19 protein-coding genes and 1 other RNA gene are annotated in these 21,062 nt (G+C 70.7%); 14 read left to right on the top strand and 6 right to left on the bottom strand.

Annotation, left to right across the window (positions count from 1 at the left end; all coding sequences use genetic code 11):
• Together ACIBEF_RS02640 and hpf are read left to right on the top strand one after the other, a co-directional pair.
• Positions 1-708 (top strand): ComF family protein, encoded by a 708-nt coding sequence (locus ACIBEF_RS02640; protein ID WP_396790550.1) that lies wholly within the window; start codon positions 1-3, stop codon positions 706-708.
• 245 nt (positions 709-953) lie between these two features.
• On the top strand, positions 954-1,589 hold the full coding sequence (gene hpf / locus ACIBEF_RS02635) for a ribosome hibernation-promoting factor, HPF/YfiA family (protein ID WP_396790548.1): 636 nt from the start codon (positions 954-956) through the stop codon (positions 1,587-1,589).
• A 54-nt stretch (positions 1,590-1,643) separates the two neighbouring features.
• Here hpf and ACIBEF_RS02630 read toward each other — a convergent pair whose 3' ends face one another.
• A complete protein-coding gene (locus ACIBEF_RS02630) occupies positions 1,644-2,756 on the bottom strand; it encodes a GNAT family N-acetyltransferase (protein WP_396790546.1) in 1,113 nt (370 codons plus the stop codon).
• The gene (locus ACIBEF_RS02625) at positions 2,753-3,907 is read right to left on the bottom strand and encodes a GNAT family N-acetyltransferase (RefSeq protein ID WP_396790544.1); all 1,155 of its coding nucleotides are present in this window, start codon (positions 3,905-3,907) and stop codon (positions 2,753-2,755) included. Before ACIBEF_RS02625 ends, ACIBEF_RS02630 begins: the two co-directional genes overlap by 4 nt.
• Positions 3,908-4,075: 168 nt before the next feature.
• Between ACIBEF_RS02625 and secA the strand changes: the two genes are divergently transcribed.
• Positions 4,076-7,003: a preprotein translocase subunit SecA gene (gene secA, locus ACIBEF_RS02620; protein ID WP_396790542.1), complete on the top strand. Its 2,928-nt coding sequence runs from the start codon at positions 4,076-4,078 to the stop codon at positions 7,001-7,003.
• A 131-nt stretch (positions 7,004-7,134) separates the two neighbouring features.
• On the opposite strand, the gene ACIBEF_RS02615 is transcribed toward secA, so the two are convergent.
• Positions 7,135-7,725 carry an Rv3235 family protein gene (locus ACIBEF_RS02615; RefSeq protein WP_357233070.1) on the bottom strand — a complete coding sequence of 197 codons (591 nt, stop codon included), beginning with the start codon at positions 7,723-7,725 and terminating at the stop codon, positions 7,135-7,137.
• 242 nt (positions 7,726-7,967) lie between these two features.
• On the bottom strand, positions 7,968-8,195 hold the full coding sequence (locus ACIBEF_RS02610; RefSeq protein WP_278150708.1) for a helix-turn-helix domain-containing protein: 228 nt from the start codon (positions 8,193-8,195) through the stop codon (positions 7,968-7,970).
• A 216-nt stretch (positions 8,196-8,411) separates the two neighbouring features.
• Here ACIBEF_RS02610 and ACIBEF_RS02605 point away from each other — a divergent pair, with 216 nt between their 5' ends.
• A complete protein-coding gene (locus ACIBEF_RS02605) occupies positions 8,412-8,921 on the top strand; it encodes a DUF6912 family protein (protein ID WP_396790540.1) in 510 nt (169 codons plus the stop codon).
• A 169-nt stretch (positions 8,922-9,090) separates the two neighbouring features.
• Here the strand turns inward: ACIBEF_RS02605 and ACIBEF_RS02600 are convergent, their stop codons facing one another.
• Complete coding sequence (locus tag ACIBEF_RS02600) at positions 9,091-10,203, bottom strand: hypothetical protein (RefSeq protein WP_396790538.1); 1,113 nt, start codon at positions 10,201-10,203, stop codon at positions 9,091-9,093.
• Between the two features lie 291 nt (positions 10,204-10,494).
• On the opposite strand from ACIBEF_RS02600, the gene pruA reads away from it, so the two are divergent.
• The 10 genes from pruA (at position 10,495) to ACIBEF_RS02550 (ending at position 19,283) form a co-directional block, all read left to right on the top strand.
• Positions 10,495-12,123 (top strand): L-glutamate gamma-semialdehyde dehydrogenase, encoded by a 1,629-nt coding sequence (gene pruA / locus ACIBEF_RS02595; protein WP_396790536.1) that lies wholly within the window; start codon positions 10,495-10,497, stop codon positions 12,121-12,123.
• Positions 12,124-12,299: 176 nt separating this feature from the next.
• Positions 12,300-12,815 (top strand): PadR family transcriptional regulator, encoded by a 516-nt coding sequence (locus ACIBEF_RS02590; protein ID WP_238666587.1) that lies wholly within the window; start codon positions 12,300-12,302, stop codon positions 12,813-12,815.
• Positions 12,816-12,879: 64 nt separating this feature from the next.
• Positions 12,880-14,001: a peptide chain release factor 2 gene (gene prfB, locus ACIBEF_RS02585; RefSeq protein ID WP_357208119.1), complete on the top strand. Its 1,122-nt coding sequence runs from the start codon at positions 12,880-12,882 to the stop codon at positions 13,999-14,001.
• Positions 14,002-14,119: 118 nt separating this feature from the next.
• A complete protein-coding gene (ftsE, locus tag ACIBEF_RS02580) occupies positions 14,120-14,800 on the top strand; it encodes a cell division ATP-binding protein FtsE (RefSeq protein ID WP_030331491.1) in 681 nt (226 codons plus the stop codon).
• A gap of 67 nt (positions 14,801-14,867) precedes the next feature.
• On the top strand, positions 14,868-15,743 hold the full coding sequence (ftsX, locus tag ACIBEF_RS02575) for a permease-like cell division protein FtsX (protein ID WP_112582377.1): 876 nt from the start codon (positions 14,868-14,870) through the stop codon (positions 15,741-15,743).
• Positions 15,744-15,892: 149 nt separating this feature from the next.
• Positions 15,893-16,372, top strand: a complete 480-nt coding sequence (gene smpB / locus ACIBEF_RS02570; RefSeq protein WP_396790534.1) for an SsrA-binding protein SmpB — start codon at positions 15,893-15,895, stop codon at positions 16,370-16,372.
• 104 nt (positions 16,373-16,476) lie between these two features.
• Positions 16,477-16,852, top strand: a transfer-messenger RNA (tmRNA) gene (gene ssrA / locus ACIBEF_RS02565).
• Positions 16,853-16,921: 69 nt separating this feature from the next.
• The gene (locus tag ACIBEF_RS02560) at positions 16,922-17,599 is read left to right on the top strand and encodes a hypothetical protein (RefSeq protein ID WP_396790532.1); all 678 of its coding nucleotides are present in this window, start codon (positions 16,922-16,924) and stop codon (positions 17,597-17,599) included.
• Between the two features lie 176 nt (positions 17,600-17,775).
• Positions 17,776-18,285 carry a hypothetical protein gene (locus tag ACIBEF_RS02555; RefSeq protein WP_396790530.1) on the top strand — a complete coding sequence of 170 codons (510 nt, stop codon included), beginning with the start codon at positions 17,776-17,778 and terminating at the stop codon, positions 18,283-18,285.
• A gap of 44 nt (positions 18,286-18,329) precedes the next feature.
• Positions 18,330-19,283: a hypothetical protein gene (locus ACIBEF_RS02550; RefSeq protein WP_396790528.1), complete on the top strand. Its 954-nt coding sequence runs from the start codon at positions 18,330-18,332 to the stop codon at positions 19,281-19,283.
• A 5-nt stretch (positions 19,284-19,288) separates the two neighbouring features.
• On the opposite strand, the gene mdlC is transcribed toward ACIBEF_RS02550, so the two are convergent.
• A complete protein-coding gene (mdlC, locus tag ACIBEF_RS02545) occupies positions 19,289-20,884 on the bottom strand; it encodes a benzoylformate decarboxylase (RefSeq protein WP_396790526.1) in 1,596 nt (531 codons plus the stop codon).
• Positions 20,885-21,062: the final 178 nt, after the last annotated feature.

The raw sequence follows: 21,062 nt of genomic DNA, 5'->3' as shown, positions 1-21,062 counted from the left end.
GTGAGCGGGCTCTGGGCGGACCTCGCCGATCTGGTGCTGCCCGCCGACTGCGCCGGTTGTCGGGAGCGCCGACCCGGCCTGCGGCACGGGGTCTGCCCAGCCTGTGTCGTGGCGCTGGGTGCATTGCGGCCACGGGCGGTCCGCCCCACCCCCGCCCCGCCGGGCCTGCCGTCCTGCGTTGCCCTCGGCCCGTACGCGGGTCCGCTGCGCGAGGCCCTGCTGGCGTACAAGGAACACGGCCGACATGGGCTTGCTCGCCCGCTCGGCGCGTTGCTCGCCGAGGTCGTCGCGGCGGCCGTCGGTGGGGCCCGTCCGCTGGCGTTGGTCCCGGTCCCGGACACCGCGGCAGCGGCCCGGTCCCGCTACGGTGACCACCTCGACCGGCTGGCCCGGCACTGCGCGGCCCGACTCAACCGGAGCGGCTGGGCGGTGCGGGTGCACCGTCCGCTGCGGGCGTCACCCCGGCCCGACTCGGTCACCCTGGACAGCGCCGGGCGCGCGGCGGCGGCCGAGGCGGCCTTCCAGCCCCGCCCGACGGGGCCGCTCCGGGGTCGTGCCGGGGGCCCGGCGCCAGTCGTGGTGCTGCTCGACGACATCGTCACCACCGGCGTGACTCTCGCCGCCGCGAGCCGGGTGCTGACCGCGACAGGATGGGCACCGAATGTTGCGGCGGTGCTCGCGGCGACCGAGAAAAGACACCAGTCGTAACCCAGAGTGTTTCCGTTTCACCCGTTGGTGTACGAGCTGCGAAAAATCCTGGGTCGTCTCGGCAACATGGGGTGACTGCCGGACAAACAAGAGTTAGCGTTTCGCTGTCGGGGGTAGGAGGTCGTTCCCACCACCCTCGGCGGTGAGAGGAGGCGTAGCCGTACCAACCGGTCGACGCCAGCGGGTCTCCCCACGGCGCGCGGCCGGGTAACCGGATCGAAGACCGTCCGAAAAAGGGAGGTCACGTGGACATCGTGGTCAAGGGCCGAAACGTCGAAGTGCCGGACCATTACCGGGTACACGTAGCCGAGAAACTCGCGAAGATCGAACGCTACGACCACAAACTTATTCGCGTTGATGTCGAGCTGTTTCACGAGCGCAATCCGCGCCAGGCCGACCACTGCCAGCGGGTGGAGATCACCTGCGTTTCCCGGGGCCCGGTCATGCGGGCCGAAGCCTGCACGAACGACTTCTACAGCGCGCTCGACGCGGCCATCGCGAAGCTCGACACCCGGCTGCGCCGCGCGGCCGACCGTCGCCGCGTACACCGGGGTCGGCACGCGCCGATCTCCGTCGCCGAGGCCACCGCTGGCCTGCCGGTCGCGGACCTGGTGCCCAACGCGCTGAGCGCGCCGAGCGATGGCGCCCGCGCCGGCACCGCCGTTGCCGAACGGGTCGACGAGGAGCACGACGACCAGCCGTGGCACATCGCCCGGGAGAAGGTCCACCCGGCCGAGCCGATGACCATCGACGACGCGTTGTTCGAGATGGAACTGGTCGGCCACGACTTCTACCTTTTCCAGGACAAGGAGTCCGGCCGCCCCAGCGTCGTCTACCGGCGCCACGCGTACGACTACGGCATCATCTCCCTCGCCACCTGACCGGCAGCTCGTGGGGTTGCGGTGGGGTGCCCCACCACAACCCCACGACACCGGTCAGCGGAGGTCGGCGGGCAGCAACGCGAAGGTCAGGTCGTCCAGGCGGGCGCCGGCCAGTCCGGGCAGTCGGCCGCGCTGAACTGCCTCGCGCCGAAAACCGACCCGCTCCAGCACCCGGTGCGACGCGGTGTTGTCCGGCACCGTGCCGGCCGACAGCCGGGCGATACCGGCCGAGCCGAACGCCCAGCCCGCGAGCAACCGGACCGCCCGCGTCGCGTACCCCCGGCCGCGCCAGTCCGGTAGCAACGCGTAGCCGACCGACGCCTCGCCGGCGGCCACGTCGGTGTACGACAAGCCGCAACTGCCCACGGGCTCGCCGCTGGACACGTCCGTGATCATCAGCCTGGCGATCTCGCCGGTCAGCCAGCCGCTCTGAGCGAGACGACAACGCCGCTCCATCGCCTCGCGGGTTGGCGGCACCGGTGGCGCCTGGTTCGCCACCACCTCGGGTCGGCTGTGCAACCGGTACATCAGCGCCGCGTCGTCCGGCGTGAGGGGGCGCAGCGCCAGCACCTGGTCGGTGAGCACCCCGCCGGGCAGGTCGGGCAGCAGCCGGGCGGTCGGGCCGGGCGGATCACCGGTGACGCGTACCCAGGCCAGCAGATCGTGCCGGCCCGCGTCGCGGGACGCACCGGCCGACCGGCGCAGACCCTCGTAGCGGAAGCCGGCGGCCAGCGCGACCCGTTGGCTCGGACCGTTCTCCGGTTCGGTGAGCAGTTCCAGCCGGGCCGCACCGGCGGCGAACGCGTGCTCGCTCAGCACGCGGGTCGCCGCGGTGGCCAGCCCGCGACCGCGGGCCGCCGGCCGCATCCAGTAGCCGATCTCCAGCTGACCCCGGGCAGGCACCGGGTTGTTCAGCCCCACCGCGCCGAGCAGCCGATCGGTCGCGGGGTCCGCGACGGCGTACGCCGTGCCGCCGCCGGTCCAGGCCGCCGGGGCGCCGACGTCGATCCACCAGCGGGCGTCGGCCTCGCTGTACGGCGTCGGGAGGTTCGACACGAACCGCTGGGTCAGCGGGTCCGCGCAGCCGTCGACGACGTCGGCGCTGTCCTCCGGGCGGAAGGGACGCAGCCGCACCCCGTGCGCCTCGACGACCGACCGCAGACTCATCCCAGATCCTTCGCGAGAAGCGCCCCGACCCACACGTCCACCCGCTCGCCCCGGTGCTGCACGCCACCCCGGGCGGTCCCCTCGAACAGGAAGCCCGCCTTCTCCGCCGCTCGCCGGGAGGCGGTGTTGCCCACGTTCGCCTTCCACTCGATCCGCGCCAGGCCCAACGTGCTGAAGCCCCAGGCGCTGAGCGCGACCAGCGCAGCGGGCAGGTAGCCCCGGCCGCGGGCCGCCGGCGCGGTCATGAAGCCGGTGTCGGCCACCAGCGGGTCGGTGGGGGAGAGCCGCAGGTCGAGCGTCCCCACGTACCGGTCGTCGGCGTCAGCGATCATGAAGCAGGCGGCGTCCCCCCGAGCCCAGGAGTCGCGGCCGTACGCCTGGTAGCCCTCCGCGTCGGCGCGGTCGTACGGGTCCGGCACCGTCGTCCAGCGGATGGTCTCCGGGTCCCGGCAGGTCTGCACCACCGCGTCCAGGTCCTTCTCCTCCATGGGCCGCAGGCGCAGCTCGCCGGCCCCGGTCTCGGCGAACAGAACGGGCTGCGGGCGGCCGAAGACGGCGGCCCGACGGGCGGCGAGGGTGCCCGGCCCGGCCGGACCGGCCGACCCGGCGGCTGGCACCTCGCCGGGCAGCAGCGAGCCGATCCAGCCGTCCGCGCTTGCGGGCAGCAGCGCCGGGTCGGCCAGCCGTAACCTGCCGTCGATTCGGAAACCTGCCCGGAGGGCCACCAGCCGGGAGGCATGGTTGCCCACCTCGGCCTGCCAGATGAGCCGGCGAAGCCCGAGGGTGTCGAAGGACCAGCGGGCCACCGCCCGGGTGGCCCGGACCATCACGCCTCGACCACGCGCCCAGGGTGCCGTCCAGTAGCCGATCTCACCGGTGCCGTCCTCGCCGATGGAGGTGAGCCCGCTGGAACCCAGCAGCTCCCCGGTGTCCGGGTCGCAGACCGCGAACGGTGCCCCGGTGCCCTCGGCCCAGGCCTTCCGGCTCATCTCGGTGACAAATCCGTGGGCGTGTTCCGGCCGGTACGGGCGCGGTACGGTGGTCCAACGCTGAATGTCCGGGTCCTGGCAGGCTCGGTGCACGGCCTCGGCATCCGTTTCTCGCCAGGGTCGCAGCAGCACGCCGTCCTCGATGATCTCCACGAGCTCCACCCGTGCATCCTGCCGCAGCGTTCGCCGACGGCGTAACCGGATAACGTTTGGGGCGTGTGTAGGACGCGAGTTATGTCGGGTTCGGCGGGGTCGAGCACCGCCACCAGTGACCATCGCGCCGATGAAGCGCCTACGATGGTTCGAGACTGTCTAGGGGAGCGTTGATCCGTGTCGATTCTGGAAAAGGTCCTTAACGCGGGCGAGGGCCGCATGGTGCGCCGCCTCAAGGCGATCGCCAATGCCGTCAGCTCGATCGAGGACGACTACATCAACCTCACCGACGAGGAACTGGCCGGCATGACCGAACAGTTCCGGGAGCGGCTCGACGAGGGTGAGACCCTCGACGACCTGCTGCCGGAGGCGTTCGCGGTGGCCCGTGAGGCGGCCGCCAGGGTGCTCGGTCAGCGCCCGTACGACGTCCAGGTGATGGGCGGCGCGGCGCTTCACTTCGGCAACATCGCCGAGATGAAGACCGGTGAGGGCAAGACGCTGACCTCGGTCATGGCCGTCTACCTCAACGCGCTCTCCGGCAAGGGCGTCCACGTGATCACGGTCAACGACTACCTCGCCCAGCGTGACGCGGCGTGGATGGGCCGGGTGCACGAGTTCCTCGGGCTGACCGTCGGCGTGGTGCTGCCCAACCGGCCGGCAAGTGAGCACAAGGCCGCCTACGAGTGCGACATCACCTACGGCACCAACAACGAGTTCGGCTTCGACTACCTGCGCGACAACATGGCCTGGTCGAAGGAAGAGCTGGTGCAGCGCGGGCACAACTTCGCGGTGGTCGACGAGGTCGACTCCATCCTGATCGACGAGGCCCGCACCCCGCTGATCATCTCCGGCCCGGCCGAGCACTCCGCCCGCTGGTACGGCGAGTTCGCCGGCGTGGTGGCCCGGCTCCAGCCCGGCACCGACGGCGAGGGCGACTACGAGGTCGACCACTCCAAGCGCACCATCGCGGTGACCGAGCGGGGTGTCGCCAAGGTCGAGGACCGGCTCGGCATCGACAACCTGTACGAGTCGGTGAACACACCGCTGGTCGGCTACCTCAACAACGCCATCAAGGCCAAGGAGCTCTACAAGCGCGACAAGGACTACATCGTCAGCGACGGTGAGGTCCTGATCGTCGACGAGTTCACCGGTCGCATCCTGCACGGCCGTCGCTACAACGAGGGCATGCACCAGGCGATCGAGGCCAAGGAGGGGGTGGAGATCAAGCAGGAGAACCAGACCCTGGCCACCATCACCCTCCAGAACTACTTCCGCCTCTACGAGAAGCTGTCCGGGATGACCGGTACGGCGCAGACCGAGGCGAGCGAGTTCAACAAGGTCTACAAGGTCGGCGTCGTGACCATTCCGACCCACCGCCCGATGGTTCGCGAGGACCGGCCGGACGTCATCTACAAGACCGAGAAGGCCAAGTTCAACGCCGTCATCGAGGACATCGCCGAGCGGCACCAGATGGGTCAGCCGGTGCTGGTGGGCACCGTCTCGGTGGAAAACTCCGAGATCCTCTCCCAGCTGCTGCGCCGCCGTGGCATCCCGCACAACGTGCTGAACGCCAAGTTCCACGCCCGGGAGGCCGAGATCGTCGCCCAGGCCGGGCGTAAGGGCGCGGTCACCGTGGCGACCAACATGGCCGGCCGCGGCACCGACATCCTGCTCGGTGGCAACGCCGAGTTCCTCGCCGCGAACGAGCTGCGCCAGCGCGGCCTCGACCCGCTGGAGAACGAGGAAGAGTACGCCAAGGCGATGGAGGAGGTCCTTCCGACCTGGAAGCAGGCCTGCGACGCCGAGGCGGAAGAGGTCTCGGCCGCCGGCGGCCTCTACGTGCTGGGCACCGAGCGGCACGAGTCCCGGCGGATCGACAACCAGCTGCGTGGTCGTGCCGGCCGGCAGGGCGACCCGGGCGAGTCCCGTTTCTACCTGTCCCTTCAGGACGAGCTGATGCGGCGCTTCCGGGCCGGAGCGGTCGAGGCGGTGATGGAGCGCTTCAACATCCCGGAGGACGTGCCCATCGAGTCGAAGATGGTCACCCGGCAGATCAAGAGCGCCCAGGCCCAGATCGAGGGTCAGAACGCCGAGATCCGCAAGAACGTGCTCAAGTACGACGAGGTGCTCAACAAGCAGCGCCAGGTGGTCTACGCCGAGCGGCTCCGGGTGCTCAACGGTGAAGACCTCTCCGACCAGGTCCGCAACATGATCGACGACACCGTCGAGGCTTACGTGCGGGGCGCCACCTCGGACGGCTACGGCGAAGACTGGGACCTCGATCAGCTCTGGTCCAGCCTCAAGCAGCTCTACCCGGTCGGCGTGACGATCGAGGAGTTGGAAGAGGAGGCCGGTGGCTCCCGGGCCGGCATGGACGCCGACTTCCTGGTCGCCCGCCTCAAGGACGACGCCAACGCCGCGTACGACCGGCGTGAGGAGCAGCTCGGCACCGAGGGGGTGCGCCAGCTCGAGCGGATGGTGCTGCTCCAGGTCATCGACCGCAAGTGGCGCGAGCACCTCTACGAGATGGACTACCTCCAGGAGGGCATCAACCTCCGGGCGTACGCCCAGCGCGACCCGGTGGTGGAATACCAGCGCGAGGGCTTCGACATGTTCGCCACCATGATGGAGGGCATCAAGGAGGAGACCGTCGGTTTCCTCTACAACGTCGACGTCCAGGTGACCGAACCGGAGCCGGAGGAGGGGGCCGACGAGGTCACCCTGCTCGACAAGCCGGTGGAGATCCGGGCCAAGGGCCTCAACCAGGCACCGCGGCGGCAGGGCCTGCAATACTCCGCCCCCACCATCGACGGTGAGGCCAGCCCGGGTGCGGTCGCCGTGGAGCAGGCCGAACAGCAGGCTCCGGCGCTCGGTGTGGGCCGACCGGCTCCGGGTGCTCCGGCGGCACCGGGGCGGAGCGCGCCGTCCGCGCCGCAGCGGCCGGCATCCGGCTTGCGTGGCCCGGCTGTTCCGTCCGCTGCTGCCCGTCGGCCGGCACCGAACCAGGCGGAGGCGAGCAACGGCCCGTCCCGCAACGCGCCGTGCCCGTGTGGCTCGGGCCGCAAGTACAAGCGCTGCCACGGCGCGCCCAACGGCGGCAACTGACCGACAGCAGCTGCACCGACAGCGTCTGACCGACGGGTCCCGGCCGACCAGGCCGGGGCCCGTCGGTGTTCCTGTGAGCCTTGCGCCCGACCGGGTCGCCGGTGCAGCCGGCTGAGCTGATCCCAGGCGGGTCAGAGCACGTGCAGGGCGACGCAGAGCCAGCGGCCCCGGCGATGTTCGAGGCGCAGGGCCATCGCCCAACTTCGGCCGCCCGCGCCGGTGAGGACGGCTGCCGCCTCCACTGCGGTCTCCCGGGGCTCACAGACCCGCAGCCGTAGCAGCCGGACCAGTGGCCGGCCGCTACGGCGGCGGGATGTGCCGGCCCGGCCGGATGCGCGGGCGAGCTCGGTCAGCAGGTCGCCCGCACGGGCCGGGTCGAGCAGCGCTCGCACCTGGGTCGGCGAACGGTAGCCGTTGACCACCTCCAGGCAGGTGCCGACGAAGCGGTGCGCGGCCCGGGTGGTTTCCGGCGCGGTCGACGGCGGCAACGACGCGACCGGGTGGGTGGTGGACCGGCTGGGCACCGGGCGCAGGGCTGCTCGCCGCTCCGCCGGCCGAACCGGGCTGGGCCGGGTGGAAGCGAAAAGGTCGAGGGCGAGTTGACCGTCGGTCGGCCCCGGCCAGTACGACCCGTCGCTCTCGTCCACGTAGGGCGGGTCGAAGGGCGGAACGGGGCGTAGCCGCACTGGTGGTCGGGAAGGACCGGGTCGCGCTCCGCTCATCAGGGCCCCTTCATCTTGCGTTTGCCTACGTTTACCTCCGACAAGCTCGATTCTGAGTGGTAGAACGGCCTCGGTCAATGGCTTCGTGGTGGCCTCGACCCGACAAAGGGCATGATCCACTCGGGTTCCTTGATAACGCGGTGTCCCAGCGGCCTCAATGCCCCGACTTCCGTGAAACCGAGTGGATCATCCGTTCCGGCGGGGCTCGGCGCGACGGAAGGGCGGGTGGGCCGGGGGCTCTACTACTCGGGGTCGCGGTCGACCAGCGGGTTGCTCTGCACCCACTCTGCCGTTTCATCGTATTTGCGTGCTATGTACTCCTCCAGTCGAGCGCGCTCGACGCGCCACTGGCCGCGCCCGCCGATCTTGATCGCCGGCAGTTCACCGCTGCGCACCATGTGGTAGACCTGCGAGTCCGACACGTTGAGCTCGGCGGCCACGTCGGAGAGCAGCAGGAACCTGGGTTCCACAGAAACTCCCGGGGTTGATGTCGTTTGGCTCAGTTTGCCACCGACTGACCTCGCCGCCCAGCGGCGCACCGGTTCGGTGGCTGACCAACCCGGGCGGGACACACCGGCGGGAAACTTCCACCGGCCGGAGGCGGGGTGTATGACGGTCACGGCGTGCGGCATGATCTGCGCCCGTGCCGGCGGCCGCCGGCGGAGGACGACGCGGGGAGACGACCGGTGACCGACGAGCTTGTCCGGGTGTACGTGCCGGCGACCGTACCGATGCTGGCCCGGCTTCGCGAGGAGGGGCTGGCCGCCGACCAGGCGCACGCCGTGACTCCGGCGCTTCGTGAGTGGTACGCCGAGGGTGACGAGGAGGAGTTGGAGTACGTCGCCTTCACCCGGGCAGCCCAGGACGCCCTGCACCTGCTCCGGGCCGATCCGACCGCTCCCCGGCGTCGCGTCGTCGTCTCGGTCGACCTGCCGTCGGCGGCGGTCGGGCGCGGCGACGGTGAGCTGGGCTCCAGCACTGTGGCGTTGACCGACGCCGTGCCGGTGGGTGCCGTCGCGGCCATCCACGTGGATGGCGTGGACGCGGCCGAAGAGGTCGGCGCGGCTGCCGACGTGGTGGCCGAGGCGGCGGCTGGTGACCCGGACGCTCAGTTCACCGTCGACGGCGCCGAGGACCACGAGCTGGAGTGGTACGACGTGACGGAGCTGGACCAGCTTCTCCACGCCACCGACTGACCGGGGACACCGGCCCAGACCGCCGAGCTGCCCCCGGCGCCCTGCGGTGCGCGCCGCCCGCGTCGATCACGAAGTTGTGGTGGTGGACACAAGCCGCACAGGCGGTTGAACCGCCCACCACAACTCCATGATCGACCAGGCAGGGGGGCGGCCCGCGCGGGGCGCGGGCTCAGCGCGCCGGGTCGGCTTCGGAGGTCTCAGGTGCGTCGAACGTCTCGGCCGGGTCGGCGTCGAACGCCTTGGCGTAGCCCGGCTTGTCGTCCGCCGGGTCGGCCTGGTCGGTGACGGGGTTCGGGTCGTGGGCGGGTTCGTCGTCGTCGCTGTGGGCGGGGCTGAGCGTGCGGCCGAACGCGATGAGCGCGGTCAGCGCCCCCACGAAGAGCACCCAGATGCCGTTGTCGACCCGCGAGGTGCCCAGCGAGGTCTGGGCTACCGCGTCGGCTTCACTGAGTGCGCTGGCGAGGTCGAGCAGCGACCGGCCGCCGACCCTGATGATCACTTCGGCGAGCAGCAGGAGGAGCCCCGGGCCGGCGCCGGCGAGCAGGTACGCCGGCCAGCGCAGCGTCGGTGCCTCGGGATCGCGGCGGACGGCTCGACGCCGGGCCCAGGTCAGGTAGCCGAAGGCCAGTAGCCCGGCGAGCAGCCCGGCGACGAGCGATTCGGTGCGGGACACCCACTTGGCTGCGTTGATCAACGATTCCTGGCTGTCGCCGGAGCCGAAGAGGTCGAACAGCGGGTCCCGGGCGCGGCTGAACGCGACCACGAAGATCAGCGTGCCCAGCGCGGCGGTGACCACGGCACCGATCGCCGGGGCGGTCCGCGCGCCGGCCAGCGCGCCCCCGATGATCGCCGCGGCCGCCGTGGTGCCGGCGATCACGTTGGTCGTGGACGTGTCGAAGTAGGTGAGGTTGATGGCCACCGCGGCGGCGAGCCCGACCAGCATTCCGCCGCCGATCGCCCCGGCGAAGCGCAGGGTGGCCCAGTCGCCGTACCGGCGGGCCAGCAGGTTGCCGGCGGCCAGCGCGACGGCCGCCCCGGCCACCAGCGCGGCCGAGATCACGCCGGGCAGGGCGAACGCGGAGAGGCTGATCGCGGTGACCCCGGCCGCGGCGGAGGTGATGGCCTCCCGGGTGGACCAGAGCATGGCGGCCAGCCAACCGAGCGCCAGCAGCGCGAGCACTGCGGCGCCGGGGGCGGGCAGCGGCCGACTGCCGGCGTTGGCCGCGTCGACCGCCGGCTCGTCCGACTCAGCGGCCGGGACGCGGCCGGGCTGCTTGGTCATCGTCTCCCCTTCGAGGCGGCAGGTCACCGACCATTCAGGGTACGCGGGCCCGCTGGGCTGCCTGTCGCCCCGGGACGGCGGGACGGATCGAGGCCGGTCGGTAAGGAGAGGAGGGGTGGGGCGGTCCTTGGCGCAGGGCGGTGGCGGAAGTGGGTCGCGCGGCCCGTCGTGGGAGAATCCCGGGAGGTCCCGCCGCTGCTCGGCCTCCCGTGCGGCGTCCGGTGTCCGGCCATCCGGTCGGTGCCCGCGGGTCCGGTTTCGCCACTGCTGTCGAGATCGCCAGGAGCCTTGATGGATGCCGTGTTCTCCGTTCCCGAGCCGCGCAACGAGCCGGTTCGCAACTACGAGCCGGGCAGCCCCGACCGGGACCGGCTCCAGCGGCGGCTGACCGAGCTCGCCGCCGACCGCATCGACCTGCCGATGACCATCGGCGGTGAGCAGCGGATGGCCGGCGGTGACCCGATCAACGTGGTGCAGCCGCACAAGCACGCCCACGTGCTGGGGGTGACCGGGCACGCCACCCACGACGACGCGCGCGCCGCCACCAGGGCGGCCAAGGACGCCGCCCCGATGTGGCGGGCGCTGCCCTTCGAGGAGCGCGCCGCGATCTTCCTGCGTGCCGCCGAACTGCTCGCCGGTCCCTGGCGGGACACGCTCAACGCCGCCACCATGCTCGGTCAGTCGAAGACCGCGATCCAGGCGGAGATCGACGCGGCGTGCGAGTTCATCGACTTCCTGCGGTTCAACGTGCACTTCGCGCGTCGCCTGCTCGAGGAGCAGCCGGCGTCCTCGCCCGGCGTCTGGAACCGCTTCGACCACCGCCCGCTGGAGGGCTTCGTCTACGCGGTCACCCCGTTCAACTTCACCGCCATCGCCGGCAACCTGCCGTCGGCGCCGGCCCTGCTGGGCAACACCGTGGTCTGGAAGCCGGGCCCGACCCAGCAGTTCGCCGCGCACTTCACGATGCGGCTGTTCGAGGCTGCCGGCCTGCCGCCCGGCGTGATCAACATGGTCACCGGTCGGGGTGAGGAGGTCTCCGATGTCGTGCTCGCCGACCCGGATCTGGCCGGCATCCACTTCACCGGTTCGACGAAGGTCTTCCAGCAGTTGTGGCGGACCGTGGGCGACAACATCTCCCGTTACCGGGGCTACCCGCGCCTGGTCGGCGAGACCGGCGGCAAGGACTTCGTCGTCGCGCACACCAGCGCCGACGTGGACGCGCTGCACACCGCGCTGATCCGTGGCGCGTACGAGTACCAGGGCCAGAAGTGCTCCGCGGCCTCGCGGGCGTACGTGCCGCGCTCGATTTGGGAGGGTGGGCTGCGGGACCGGCTGGCCGCCACCGCCGACTCGCTGACCTACGGTGACGTGGCCGACTTCGGCAACTTCGGCGGTGCGGTCATCGACGACAAGGCCTTCGCCCGGCACACCGCCGCGCTGGAGCTGATCGCCGGTGACGACAGCTGCCGGGTGCTGGCCGGTGGCACCGCCGACGACTCGGTTGGCTACTTCGTGCGACCGACGCTCTTCGAGTGTGGCGACGCCGCTCACGAGACCTTCACCACCGAGTACTTCGGGCCGATCCTGGGCGTGCACGTGTTCGACGACGCCCGCTTCGACGAGGTCGTCGCGCAGGCGGAGTCGATCGCCCCGTACGCGCTGACCGGCTCGGTGTTCGCCACCGACCGCCGGGTCGTCGAGTCGGTCGGTGAGCGGATGCGGTACGCGGCCGGCAACTTCTACATCAACGACAAGCCGACCGGCGCGGTGGTCGGGCAGCAGCCCTTCGGTGGCGCCCGCGCCAGCGGCACCAACGACAAGGCCGGCTCCTGGCTGAACCTGGTCCGCTGGGTCTCCCCGCGGACGATCAAGGAGACCTTCGTGCCGCCGACCGACCACACGTACCCCCACATGGGCTGACCGGCGACGACCCGCCGGCGGCGCGTGGGCGCCGCCGGCGGGATGCCCGGAATGTGGCAATCCATCGATAGTCCTCAACGGACAGTCTGCCGCCGACAGTGCACTTAGGAAGTCCTGTCGGGTGGCAAACCGGCAAATCCTGGACGCCGGGTGCGCAAAGTGGCAGCGTAGTGGCCATGGCGGATTCCGGAGTCAACCCTACGGCGGCGGCCCTGCTCGGCCTCCTCCACGAGGGCCCGATGACAGGCGGTCAGTTGATGGCCGCCGCTGAGCGCCGTCTGGCGCCGTACTGGTCGATGACCCGCAGTCAGGTGTACCGCGAGTTGCCGGTGCTGGCTGAGCGGGGTTACGTGCGGCTCGGCAAGCCGGGCCCGCGGATGAGCCAGCCCTACGCCCTCACCGCCAGCGGAAAACGGACGTTTTCCCGCTGGCTCGCGGAGAACCCGGGGCGGGACACCATCCGCAACCCGATAGCGCTCCGGATGGCGTTCGGCAACCTGCACTCCGCCAGCCAGCTGAAGGGCCTGTACGCCTCGGCCAACGAATACCACACCGAGGCACTCGCCCAGGTGCGGGAGCAGGTGAAGAACGCCAAACGGGACGGCGAGACGTACGACGCCAGCGCGCTGGAGTTCGCCGTCGCCTACCACCGGGCGGCCCTGTCGTGGTTGAAGTCCGCCCCCGTCGGGTGACCTGCGGCCAGTTCGCGCATCCACAACGAGCTGCGCAGCCTGCGGCACAGTACGCTTGTGTGTCGTGACCGCTGCCGATTACGCCGAACAGCTCAAGGAACTCGACGCGACCCTGCGAAACATCGAGGCCGTCCTCAACCTCGACCGGCTCCACGAGGACAAGGCCCGCCTGGAGCAGGAGGCCTCCGCCCCCGATCTGTGGGACGACCAGGCCAAGGCCCAGCAGGTGACCTCGCAGCTGTCGTACGTCAACGGCGAGATCAGCAAGCTGGGCAGCCTGCGTTCCGGCCTCGACGACGCCCAGGTCCTGTTGGAGCTGGCCGAGGCCGAAGCCGACCCGGGTGTGCTGACCGAGGTCGAGTCGGAGATCACGGGGCTGACCAAGGCCATCCAGGAGATGGAGGTCCGCACCCTGCTCTCCGGCGAGTACGACTCCCGGGAGGCGCTGGTCGCCATCCGGGCCGGCGCGGGTGGTGTGGACGCCGCGGACTTCGCCGAGATGCTGCTGCGGATGTACCTGCGCTGGGCGGAGCGGCACGGCTACCCCACCGAGGTCTACGAGACGTCGTACGCCGAGGAGGCGGGCCTGAAGTCGGCCACCTTCGCGGTCAAGGTGCCCTACGCGTACGGCACGCTCAGCGTCGAGTCGGGCACGCACCGGCTGGTCCGGATCAGCCCGTTCGACAACCAGGGTCGTCGGCAGACCAGCTTCGCGGGCGTCGAGGTTCTGCCGGTCACCGAGCAGACCGACCACATCGACATCCCGGAGAACGAGGTTCGGGTCGATGTCTACCGCTCCTCCGGGCCGGGTGGGCAGAGCGTCAACACCACCGACTCGGCGGTGCGCCTGACGCACATTCCGACCGGCATCGTGGTGACCTGCCAGAACGAGAAGTCCCAGTTGCAGAACAAGGCCTCCGCGCTGCGGGTGCTCCAGGCCCGGCTCCTGGAGCGCAAGCGCCAGGAGGAGGAAGAGAAGATGGCCGGCCTCAAGAGCGGCGGCACGAGCTCCTGGGGCGACCAGATGCGCTCCTACGTCCTGCACCCGTATCAGATGGTGAAGGATCTCCGAACCGAGCAGGAGACCGGCAATCCGAGCGGGGTCTTCGACGGCGACCTCGACGATTTCATTGAGGCCGGCATCCGTTGGCGCAAGCAGCGTCAACTCGCCAACGACACTGCGTGACGGCTCGCGGGCGGAGCGCGTCATCGATCTCCAGGTAGGAGCCTGATTCGACGACGCGCGCCGGATCTGTGGGGCGTGGGGCTTGGCTCAGTTGTTACACCGCGTAGACTCACCACCCGTGATTCAGCTTGAGCAAGTGACGAAGACGTACCCGAAGGCGTCCCGGCCTTCGCTCGACAACGTGTCCGTCTCGATCGAGAAGGGCGAGTTCGTCTTCTTCATCGGTCCATCCGGCTCCGGCAAGTCCACGATCATCAAAATGCTGCTGCACGAGGTGGCCCCCAACAAGGGGCGCGTCGTCGTCAACGGCAAGGACGTCACGTCGATGCGTTCCTGGAAGCGACCCCACTTCCGGCGCTCGATCGGCTGCGTCTTCCAGGACTTCCGGCTGCTGCCCAACCGCACCGCCTACGAGAACGTGGCGTTCGCCCTCGAGGTGATCGGCAAGACGAAGGCGGTTGCCCGCCGGGTCGTGCCGGAGGTGCTGGAGCTGGTCGGGCTCGGTGGCAAGGAGCACCGCTACCCGCACGAGCTCTCCGGTGGTGAGCAGCAGCGGGTCGCCGTCGCCCGGGCGTTCGTGAACCGTCCACTGATCCTGCTGGCGGACGAGCCCACCGGAAACCTGGACCCGGACACCTCGATTGAGATCATGCGCCTGCTGGACCGGATCAATCGCACCGGCACGACCGTCGTGATGGTCACCCACGACTCCAACATCGTGAACCAGATGCGCCGCCGCGTCGTTGAGATTGAGAGCGGTCGCATCGTGCGTGACCAGGCCCGCGGCGTCTACGGGTGAGCCGGCGCTCCACCCCTGCGCAGCCTGACGACGAACACCTCATGCCGGAGACCCGGAGGAAATCCCGATGCGCGTGAAATACGTCCTGTCCGAGGTACTGGTCGGACTGTGGCGCAACGTGACCATGTCCATCGCGATGATCATCACGATGGCGGTCTCGCTGACCATGCTCGGCGCCAGCGGTCTCATGTACCGCCAGGTCGACGACATGAAGGACCTCTACTACAAGAACATCCAGGTCTCGATCTTCATGGAGCAGGAGGTGAGCGAGCAGCAGCGCACCGACCTGCAGACCAAGCTCGACGGCGACCCCCTGGTCAAGGAAGTCATCTACGTCGACAAGGCCCAGGCGTACGAGCGCTTCAAGTCGATGTACCAGGACGCGCCGGACCTGGTTAACGCGGTCAAGCCGGACCAGCTGCCCGAGTCGTTCCGGCTCACACTGAACAACCCGGAGCAGTACAAGAACGTCTACGACCAGTACAAGGACACTGAGGGTGTCGAGGAGATCGTCGACCAGAGTCGACTGCTCGACAAGATCTTCAACATCCTCACCGCGATCCAGAACATCGCCCTGGCCGCCGCCATCGTGATGGCGGTCGCCGCCCTGCTGCTGGTCGCGAACACCATTCAGGTGGCCGCGTACAGCAAGCGGCGTGAGGTTGCGGTCATGAAGCTGGTCGGCGCGTCCAACTGGTTCATCCAGGCGCCGTTCGTGCTGGAGGCCGTGGTGGCCGGCCTGATCGGTTCACTGCTCGGTCTGGTGGCCCTGGTAGCGGCGAAGTATCTGCTCTTCGACGGGTCGTTGAGCGCGTTGCAGGGGCTGCTCTCGCCGATCACCTGGGGCGACATCCTGTTCATCTTCCCGCTGATGGCTGGCGTCGGTGGTCTGGTCAGCGCGGGCACCGCCTGGATCACCCTGCGCTTCTACCTGCGGGTCTAGGCACCGTACGGGTCGTCCCGTCGTCTCCCGAGGACCCTCCCGCCGCCGGAAATAAACGGCGCGGGAGGGTCCTTGTGATTCGGGTAGCATGATCGGTTGTCCGGCCGGGGTGAGCCCGGCCGCTGACGTCAGGAGAGGGGGTGGCACCGATGCCACGGGAAAAGGGGCGCAAGGTGGTCGCCTCCAACAAGAAGGCGCGTCACGACTACGCCATCTTCGACACGTACGAGGCGGGCATGGCGCTGACCGGCACCGAGGTCAAGTCGCTGCGGGCCGGGCGGGCGTCACTCGTCGACGCGTTCGCGCAGGAACGTGACGGCGAGTTGTTCCTGCACGCGATGCACATCCCGGAGTACACCCAGGGCACCTGGACCAACCATGAGCCCCGGCGTACCCGCAAGCTCCTGCTCAACCGGGGCGAGATCGACAAGCTCCTCGGCAGGACCCGCGAGGGCGGTTACACCATCGTCCCGTTGCAGGTCTACTTCTCGGACGGCTGGGCCAAGGTCGAGATCGCCCTGGCCAAGGGCAAGAAGTCGTACGACAAGCGCCAGGACCTCGCCAAGCGGGACGCGGACCGGGAGATCGCCCGGGTGTCCGGTCGACGCGGCAAGGGAATGGACGACTAGTTCATCCTGTTTGTCCGGGTCGGCGTGCCGGCCCGGGGCTCGGGATGAAAGCTGTTGCGGCAGGCGTTAGTCTTGTCAGTGCCGCCACATCGGCGGCCTGTCAAGGGGGTGACTGGTTTCGACTTCGTACGCAGCGACAGGGGAAGCGAGCCGAGGAAGCCGACGTCGTCTCGAGAATCGGTCGTCGGAAACTTATAAGCGCCGAGCAAAATCGCGCTGACTTCGCTCTCGCCGCCTGAGGCGAGTAGCTAAGTCTGTCGGCCTGGGAACGCCTTCGTCCCAGTAGCCGGCATCAGCTAGGAGGCTGGCCAATCGGACCCGGTCGCGGGGTCCGTGCGGCGAGATTAATCAGCGACTGGGCCCGTCACACCAACTTGCTCGCGTGAGCGGTGGGGCCGAGTAGAGGCACAGCGAGCTGCGCTCGGAGAAGCCCTGACAAACCGGCGAAGGACCCGGGTTCGATTCCCGGCACCTCCACCACCTCGAACGAAGCGCCCCGGCCCACCAGCCGGGGCGCTTCGTTGTTCGCGGGGTCTTACGCTGCCCCCTGTGACCAACCAGGAGCTGCGCCTGTCGGTCGGCCCGTCGCCCGGCCGGCGCGTCGTGGCGGTGGTGTTCGGCGTCCTGCTCACGACCGTCGGCGCGGCGTTCGTGGCATTGCCCCTCGTCGCCGATGGGCTGTTGCGCCGACTGACCGGCCCGGGTGACGCGCTCGCCTCCTATGAGGAGGCTCGCGACCTGCCACCGGGACTGCTGCCGCCCGGACTACGCGACACCGTTGACCCGAACCAGTCCGGTCCCAGCCCGTTCGTCGGCCTGTGTGGCCTGCCCTTCGTCCTGCTCGGCCTCTACCTGGTGCTGCGGGTGCTCCGCACGGCCGCCTGGCTGGACGGCAGCCGGGCTCGGGTACGCGGTGCGCTGCGCACCCGCACCGTCGACCTCGCCACCGCCCGGATCGAGTCCGGCGCGGTGTCGTACCGGGAGGCGGACGACAACGCTCCGGCCGGCGAACCGCAGGCGCGGGCCATCCTCGCGACCGACCCGGGGAGCGCCCGGGGGGTCACCATCCCACTGCGCGGCATGGGGCTGCCCGTCCTGCCGCCGTCCGAGCTGCGGGCGCTGGCCGAGGCGATCACGACCGGTCGAGCGGGCGACGAGCCGGCCGGTGACGCGCGCGCCGTGGCCGAGCACCTGCGCCGGCTGGCAGAGCGCCCGTCGGGCGACTGAGGCGGGCGTACGTCCCAGCATGCCGGTGCGGGGGGGCTGGAGGCCGCAGCAGCGGGGCTGGTGGGGTCACTGGGGCCAACGGGGCAGATGAGACGAGCCTGGGCCCTGGACAGGGCGGGCCGGGCAGCCTCACCATCGCGGTATGGGGTAGCAGAGCCGCCGTGCGGGAGGTGCCAATGGTCACCGGTCCGGTCCAGCAGCCGTCAGTCGTCGCCCAAGCACGCGTCGCGCATCCGGCGGGGCTCCCCGCCGATCCACATTCCATCGGTCTGCCCGGCGTGCCGCGTCCGGCCGGCCTCGCCGGTGACGTGCACGCCCTCGGGCGGGCCGTTGCCGTCGCGAGCACCGAGCCGCGCTGGCGCGAGGAGGTTCTCCTTCGGCTGCGTCCGGTGCGCCACGGCTTCGCCGAGCACGTCCGGGTCACCGAAGGTCCGACCGGCCTCTACCGGGAGTTGCTCAGCCAGTCGCCACGACTGGACCACGGGGTGCGGCTGCTGACCCGGGAGCACGTGGCGATCGTCGCCGCGATCCTGGCGGTTCAGCAGATCGCCGAGCGGCCCGAGACGCGCCCCGATGAGCTGCGACACCGGGCCGGGCACCTGCTGCGGCGGTTGGCCCGACATCGGCGGCGCGGCGCCGACCTGCTCTGGGAGGCGTACCAGACGGATCTGGGTGGCGAGACCTGAGCTCGGGTCGGAACCGGCCGGTCGGCGGGGGCGTCGAACCGTGCATGAATCGGCTCGCCCTGCTGCTCGTACTCCCGTTGCTGCTCCTGACGGGCTGTGCCGCCACCGACGCCGGTCCGGCCGGCGGCCCGCCCAGCCGCACGGACGGGGCGGAGGCCTTCGCCCAGCGGGCCGCTCAGGTCGCCGAGGCGTGGCGGCCCGGCGTCGAGTGGCGCACGGGTTACGTGCCGTTGGAGGGGCCGACCCTGCTCACCGGTGACCCGGGCTTCACCCCCGAGACCGAGGCGGCCTTCCGGGCCGGGTGGTACCGCGAGCAGGTCGGAATACCGCCCACCCGGGTCGGCGGCGAGATCCAGTTCCCGGACGGACGGTTGACGCTGCCGTTGGTCAGTGCCGCCGAGGCGTACCGGCAGCTCGACCAGGGTGACCCACTGCCCTGCCCGGGGCGGCCTAAACGGCCCGGACGGCCCACCCCCGGCGGCCCCACAGTCGAACCGGGGCCCGACGGGTGGGTCACGAGCAGCACGCAGACGGCCTGCCTCCCGCTCACCGTCACCGCTGTCACGTTGGGCGCCGTGCCAGTGCGCACGAGCCGTGGCGTGGCGCAGGTCCCGGCCTGGCTGTTCACCATCAAGGAGCTGACCACGCCGGTGGTCCGGCTCGCCGTCGCGCCGGCGGCGGTCACCCCCGTGCCCGAGCCGACCACGCCCGCCCGGCCGCTGCCGGACGGGTTGGTGGCGGCCCAGGACCTGGCCGCCGTCGACGGCGCCCGGTTGACAGTGCGCCTCGGCGTCGGCGCGTGCGACACCGGGATCACGCCGTTGGTGTGGGAACGGCCGGACGTCGTGGTGGTCGGTGGCGGCGTCACCCGGGCCACCGGCGAATGCATCGACCTGCTGAAGGTGGAGCCGGTCACCGTGACCCTGGCGACACCGCTGGGCAGCCGACCGGTGCTGGACGTCCTCACCGGTGCCCCGCTGTCGATCGGACCGCGCTGACCGGTTCAGAGGATGCTGGGCACTTCGGTGCTGATCGGTACCGGCACCACGGTGGGCCGGTCGGCGCGCAGCCCGGCGGAGAGCGCCGCGCCGAGCTGGTCGGGGGTCTGGACCACCTGCGTGGCGCAGCCGTAGCCGGCGGCGATCGCGACGACGTCCAAACCCGGCAGGTCCAGGCCGGGCACCCCGGGAGTGTGCTTCAGCTCGGCGAACGCCTTGAGGATCGCGTACTGCTGGTTGACCGGGACGACGACCACCACCGGCAGTTCCAGGCGCGCCGCCGTCCAGAGCGCCTGCACCGAATAGTGGAAGGAGCCGTCGCCGATCACCGCCACCACCGGGCGACCGCGCCCGGTGTCCCGTTCGGCCAGTGCGATGCCGATGGCCGCCGGCAGGCCGTAGCCGAGGCCGCCGCTGGCCATCGTGAAGTACGACGCCGGGCGGGTGATCCGCAGCTGACGACGCAGCGCGGACAGATTGGATGGTGACTCCTGGACCAGCACGCCGTCGGGCGGCCAGTGCGCGGCCAGTGCGGCGAACAGGGCGTCGGCGCTCAGCGGGGTGCTGATCTCCGGCGGCTCGACCGCGTCCCGTCGCCTGGGTGCCGGCCGGTCGCTCGGTGGCACCCCTTCGACCAGCGCGGCAAGGGCCAGTCCCGGGTCGCTGAGCAGGCTGTCACCGACCGGGGCCCGCGCGGCCTCGTCGGGGTCGTCAGTGATGTGCAGCAGGCGGGCGCCGTCGGGCAGGTGCCCGCCCGGCACGTACGGGTAGTAGCGGAACACCTGAGCGCCGACGACCAGCACCGTGTCGTGCCCGCGCAGCGCCTCGGCGAGCGGACCGATCGCGTAGGGCAGCACGCCGCGAAAGTGCGGGTGGTCCTCGGGGAACACCGACCTTTCGGTGGCGGGGGCCGACCAGACCGGCGCGGCGAGCCGCTCCGCCAGCGCGACCGCTGTCGACCAGCTCGCGGAGCGGTCCACCCCCGGCCCGTACACGAGCACCGGGTTGCGGCTGCCGGCCAGTACCCGGACGAACTCCTCCAACCGCTGAGGGTCCGGCCCGAACCGGGTGGCCACCGTTCGCGGCGCGGGCGGCGGGTCGGCCGGCTGGGCCCAGTCGTCCATCGGCAGGGAGAGGAAGACCGGCCCGGCGGGTGGCTGCACCGCCGTCGCGTACGCCCGCAGCATCGCGGCGGGGATGTCCTGCGCCCGGGCCGGCTCGTAGGCCCACTTCACGTAGGGCTGCGGAAGTTCGGTGGGTCGGCGGCTGGCCAGCCGGGGTTCCAGGAGCAGCATCTCCCGGGTCTGCTGGCCGGCGGTGACGATCAGCGGCGTCTTGTTGTGCCAGGCGGTGACCAGGTTGCCCATGCCGTTGCCGGTGCCCGGCGCGGTGTGCAGGTTGACGTGGGCGGGCATCCCGGTGGCCTGGGCGTAGCCGTCGGCCATCGCGACGGCCGTCGCCTCGTGCAGCGCGTGGACGTAGTGGAAGTCGGCGGGGAAGTCCTGGAGGAACGGCTCCTCGGTGGAGCCGGGGTTGCCGAAGACAGTGGTCATACCGAGGGTGCGGAGCACGTCGTACGTCGCGTCCCGGACAGTTGCCATCGCACCTGCCTCCGTCTCGCGGGCAGGGGCAACCGCGCTCGCCCTCCCGATCAGCCGAATCTATCGGGATGTGACGGACCTTTCGGGCGTTTCTCGGCCGTCGGTGGCCCCGATCGGTCGATCACCGGGAGCTCCGCCGCCGGGTGCGTCGGACCTTCGTCTTAACTGTCCGATCACC

The sequence above is a fragment of the Micromonospora sp. NPDC050795 genome, from assembly GCF_044456785.1.
Taxonomy (GTDB): domain Bacteria; phylum Actinomycetota; class Actinomycetes; order Mycobacteriales; family Micromonosporaceae; genus Micromonospora.
Note: the sequence above shows the minus strand (reverse complement) of the source record. Positions and strands in the feature narration are given on the sequence as shown.

What these genes read in the sequence shown, in the direction of transcription:
- ACIBEF_RS02630 (WP_396790546.1), bottom strand. Translation starts at nt 2,756, where the DNA reads ATGAGTCTGCGGTCGGTCGTCGAGGCGCACGGGGTGCGGCTGCGTCCC.
- ACIBEF_RS02615 (WP_357233070.1), bottom strand. Translation starts at nt 7,725, where the DNA reads ATGAGCGGAGCGCGACCCGGTCCTTCCCGACCACCAGTGCGGCTACGC.
- ACIBEF_RS02600 (WP_396790538.1), bottom strand. Translation starts at nt 10,203, where the DNA reads ATGACCAAGCAGCCCGGCCGCGTCCCGGCCGCTGAGTCGGACGAGCCG.
- pruA (WP_396790536.1), top strand. Translation starts at nt 10,495, where the DNA reads ATGGATGCCGTGTTCTCCGTTCCCGAGCCGCGCAACGAGCCGGTTCGC.
- ACIBEF_RS02590 (WP_238666587.1), top strand. Translation starts at nt 12,300, where the DNA reads ATGGCGGATTCCGGAGTCAACCCTACGGCGGCGGCCCTGCTCGGCCTC.
- ftsX (WP_112582377.1), top strand. Translation starts at nt 14,868, where the DNA reads ATGCGCGTGAAATACGTCCTGTCCGAGGTACTGGTCGGACTGTGGCGC.
- smpB (WP_396790534.1), top strand. Translation starts at nt 15,893, where the DNA reads ATGCCACGGGAAAAGGGGCGCAAGGTGGTCGCCTCCAACAAGAAGGCG.
- ACIBEF_RS02555 (WP_396790530.1), top strand. Translation starts at nt 17,776, where the DNA reads ATGGTCACCGGTCCGGTCCAGCAGCCGTCAGTCGTCGCCCAAGCACGC.
- ACIBEF_RS02550 (WP_396790528.1), top strand. Translation starts at nt 18,330, where the DNA reads ATGAATCGGCTCGCCCTGCTGCTCGTACTCCCGTTGCTGCTCCTGACG.
- mdlC (WP_396790526.1), bottom strand. Translation starts at nt 20,884, where the DNA reads ATGGCAACTGTCCGGGACGCGACGTACGACGTGCTCCGCACCCTCGGT.